This window comes from Bradyrhizobium sp., from assembly GCF_016462955.1.
In the GTDB taxonomy this organism is placed as follows: domain Bacteria; phylum Pseudomonadota; class Alphaproteobacteria; order Rhizobiales; family Xanthobacteraceae; genus Bradyrhizobium.
This window is the reverse complement of the sequence record NZ_JAEMSD010000542.1, coordinates 1-3,431: the sequence shown is the minus strand read 5'-3', so window position 1 is coordinate 3,431 and position 3,431 is coordinate 1. Positions and strand designations below refer to the sequence as shown.

5 protein-coding genes are annotated in these 3,431 nt (G+C 63.7%); 2 read left to right on the top strand and 3 right to left on the bottom strand.

Annotated elements, in window-relative coordinates; translation table 11 throughout:
* Positions 1–6 precede the first annotated feature (6 nt).
* Together JHD07_RS33875 and JHD07_RS33870 are read left to right on the top strand one after the other, a co-directional pair.
* Positions 7–741, top strand: coding sequence for a ferritin family protein (locus JHD07_RS33875; RefSeq protein WP_291630074.1), 735 nt, complete (start codon positions 7–9; stop codon positions 739–741).
* A 472-nt stretch (positions 742–1,213) separates the two neighbouring features.
* Positions 1,214–1,441, top strand: coding sequence for a hypothetical protein (locus JHD07_RS33870; protein WP_291630072.1), 228 nt, complete (start codon positions 1,214–1,216; stop codon positions 1,439–1,441).
* Here the strand turns inward: JHD07_RS33870 and JHD07_RS33865 are convergent.
* The 3 genes from JHD07_RS33865 to JHD07_RS33855 all read right to left on the bottom strand — a co-directional run.
* Positions 1,426–2,031 carry a PAS domain-containing protein gene (locus JHD07_RS33865; RefSeq protein WP_291630070.1) on the bottom strand — a complete coding sequence of 202 codons (606 nt, stop codon included), beginning with the start codon at positions 2,029–2,031 and terminating at the stop codon, positions 1,426–1,428. The genes JHD07_RS33870 and JHD07_RS33865 overlap by 16 nt on opposite strands.
* Positions 2,032–2,270: 239 nt before the next feature.
* On the bottom strand, positions 2,271–2,477 hold the full coding sequence (locus tag JHD07_RS33860; RefSeq protein ID WP_291630068.1) for a hypothetical protein: 207 nt from the start codon (positions 2,475–2,477) through the stop codon (positions 2,271–2,273).
* Between the two features lie 417 nt (positions 2,478–2,894).
* The coding region (locus JHD07_RS33855) for a PilZ domain-containing protein (RefSeq protein WP_291630066.1) at positions 2,895–3,431 on the bottom strand (537 nt) is incomplete at its 5' end.

Here is a 3,431-nt window from a genome sequence, read left to right as displayed (position 1 = left end):
GACGAGATGCGCGGGCAGGGCAAAGCTGATCTGGCGGACGTGTTCGCGCGACTCGCGGCCGCCGAGCGCGAGCATGTAGACAGTGTCACACAGTGGTCGCAATTGCGCCGCGGCAAAAGGCCCGATCCCGCGTTGGTGCGGTGGGAGGCACCGGCAGCGCTTCCTGCGGACGCGGCCGCCGAGGTGAAGACGTCTCGACTGATGACGCCGTACCGCGCGCTTGCGATGGCGGTGCGCAACGAGGAGCGCGCCTTCGCCTTCTGGTCATATTTGGCCGCCTATTCCACTGATCCGGAGATCAAGAAGGCTTCCGAGGCGATGGCCATGGAGGAGCTTGGCCACGTCGCCACGCTGCGGAAAGAGAGGCGTCGCGCATATCACCGCGAGCTTGGCGGCAAGCCGGGCGAAGCGCCCGCTCCGATCGATCGGGTGAACGCAAGACGACTTGAACTCTGCCTGGGGACCCATCTTGCCGCTCTGGAACGTCGCGTGCGAGGACCGGCGGCGGTTCGCACGCGCGAGCTTCGCGAAGAGGCGATGCGGATGGCGGAAGATGCCGCCGATTTCGGAAGCTTCCCCGCCAGCCTGGAACAGCGGGATGCGGAATTCATCGCAGAGGCGTTGGCGGACGCCTATCTCGAAGGGGCGGAACGCGCAGGCGAAGCTGCGCGGGTCGAGGCTCTGCAGGGCTTCGCGCAGAAGGCAATCTCGCGCCTGGCGTGGCTTCGGTCTTTGACCTGATCCTCCGGCCTGTGGGTAAGATCGTAAAGGTCTATCATCACACGAGACTCGTCACCTCCACATCCGGAGGTTCTATGATCAACAATCGCGTCGCGTTCATGGTCGCTGCCGCTCTTGGTCTCGCCTGCATCGCTTTGACGATCGGGGTGGTCGCGGTCGTGATCTAGACGCGCATTCCCGGCCCCCTGCAGAGGTCCGGCCCGCATTCAGGCGCCCCGATCTCCACGATCGCAACGCGGGCATCGTCCGCCCGCTGCGGACTCGGGCCGACGGCCGAATTCCTGCCTGAGGACGTCCGAGTCTCAAGTCTCGCCATCGCTCTTCACGACCGGGCACCGCTCCGTCGTGACAACGACGCGCAACGGTGCCGCACGTCATTCAAACTATCGGGTGGCCGTCGGCTTTGACCCGCCGCAAGGACCGAAAAGACCTACGTAGTCGACCGCAGTTTCGTCGCAGCGAGATCAGGAGCATGAAGTTCGGCATGCTGCGCCAGATATTGTTCAAGTGTCCACGCACCGGCACGAACGTCCAGCACGGTCTGGATGACGCTCGAACGCATCACCGCTCGGACGTGAAAGACACCCATGTCTCGGTGTGGTGTCCCGCCTGCGCGTCGCTGCACTTCGTCAACGTCGCCACCGGCAAGCTGCTGGGCGACCGTAGTGAACCGCCGCCCGCGGATCAGCGTTCCACCTGATCCGTCACGTCCTCGACGTGATGCAGAAGAAATGCGAGCCCCCCGTTCCGGTCGTGGATGGGTGAGTTGATGGGCTGCCAGTGCCGTTCGATGAAGGCACCGTCCGGACCGCGGATGTCGTAGCGCTGAATGGCCATCGCATGCGCGCGGCCGGTCGTCGCGACGGTCCGCAGAGAGGCGAAGAGATTGCTCACCCCTTTGGCCAGGGGATCGTCCGGATTGTCGGGAAATACCTCGAAAAGCGAGCGACCCACGACGCCGTGGCGATCCGTGAGTGTCGCCGCCGCATACGCCGCGTTGATGTCTATTATCTGCAATCTTGGCCCCGGATCCAGCAGCATATACGGGTGCGGCGAGTCAGCGAAATCCGACAGGAGTTGCTCGCGTAGGCCAGGTACGTCTATGGCGGTGGCGCGGGGTGGTGCGAGCAAAGGATTCCGCACGCCCCATTCTTCGGACTCGATCAGGGCCAACTCGCGCTTGTTGGTCGCCAGCAGTCGCTCAAGGGTCCGCTGCAGCGCGGGGTCGCTCGTCTCGGAGAGCATTCGTTCGAAGTTAGCGATGTTCTGCTCGCAGATGAATTTCTGCATGCGCCCGGCAGCGAACTGGAGTTAGCGTCGATGGTCCGACACTTAGATACCGGTCCATGGCGTTTTGGGCAAGTGATTGGCAGATTCCAGCCTTCGATCAGTGTGTGAAAGGCAGGCTCAGATCGCGATTCGCGGCCCTGAATTCTGCACTGGCGACGTGGTGCGGAGACGCGATCGCGGTGCCACGTCGATCACTGCCGCGGGGGCGCGAATATCGGTTCTGCTTTAGACCTCACTGCTCAGGTGAAGACCAGCTCCCGGTGTACCCGCGCGGCATTCTCGGCGACGACTTCGATGGTCAAGGCGGGCCTGACGGTTGCCTCGAGGCACCGTATGTCGGCAGCGAGGTGGCGAGCGAATTCGACTGCCTCGGAAGCCCGCGCGAAGTCGCGGCCGACCCCGTCCTCGATCTCGAGCTTGTCCTGCAGATTGAAAAAGTACCGCATGAGAGGTCTCCTGGCTCGCATCTGACTACAAGCCGCCGTCGCGCGGACCTTGCGCAAGATCAAACAGATCTAATTTTCCGTAGCCCGGCTGCCAGACTCGACCAACGAAGCCATCCCAACTGGCGCAACGTGCTCGCGAGCAGACCGATCACGACGCGACAGCAAAGGCAGCTGCTGGCGCAGAGGCCGGTAAGCGCCGATCCCGCCTCAGATCGGGAGGTCCGACGGCGCTCGATGGCAGCGACAGGCTGGTCTCGTTCAGGATCGCTGATGCCGATGGGAGCGTGCCCGTGTCATAGCGTGGAATCCTCCCGGATCTGTTCCGGAAGACAAGGCATCGTGATGGAAGGACCGCTCGAGCCGTCGGATCCTTCAAGGCCGATAACCGTTCTCCAAGCACGACGAGAGCTCATGCCGCTAGAGGCGGGGGACGCCCTCAAGGCCCGAGTCATTTGTAAGCCCTACTCGCTTCTCCTTCAGGCCGCGGACCGTCGCAGAAAGTTCTCGCGCAGCATATTTTCGGCCTCCTCCGTCAGGCGGAATTTTGATCATCGTGCCGCCGTCGTCGAGCCGTCCCACTTCGCCGCCGAAGCGCGCCGCTACTCCGTCGATCACGACGGTCGCGGGGCGACCGATCTGCCGTTCCTCCAGCACCTGGTCGATCATGGCTCCCCCTTCGGAGATGTTGCAGATCCTAACCCGCTGCGAGCCGCCGTCGATCTCGAGCGTCGCCGCGCGGTCAAGATCGATCCGTTCGTGCGTCCGCCGATTGACATCGACGGTCGACGTCCGCACGACCTGCACCAGGATCGATCGAAGTCCCGCCACCTTGTCCGCGATATCGGCGGATCCGGTCTGGATGTCGTGCGCACGGCGGCCGGTCTCGACGGCCTCGTTCGAGACCTTGACGATCTGCGTGGCGACCTCGCGCGCCGCCTGAGCGGATTCCTCCAC

What these genes read in the sequence shown, in the direction of transcription:
- JHD07_RS33875 (WP_291630074.1), top strand. Translation starts at nt 7, where the DNA reads ATGCGCGGGCAGGGCAAAGCTGATCTGGCGGACGTGTTCGCGCGACTC.
- JHD07_RS33860 (WP_291630068.1), bottom strand. Translation starts at nt 2,477, where the DNA reads ATGCGGTACTTTTTCAATCTGCAGGACAAGCTCGAGATCGAGGACGGG.
- JHD07_RS33870 (WP_291630072.1), top strand. Translation starts at nt 1,214, where the DNA reads ATGAAGTTCGGCATGCTGCGCCAGATATTGTTCAAGTGTCCACGCACC.
- JHD07_RS33865 (WP_291630070.1), bottom strand. Translation starts at nt 2,031, where the DNA reads ATGCAGAAATTCATCTGCGAGCAGAACATCGCTAACTTCGAACGAATG.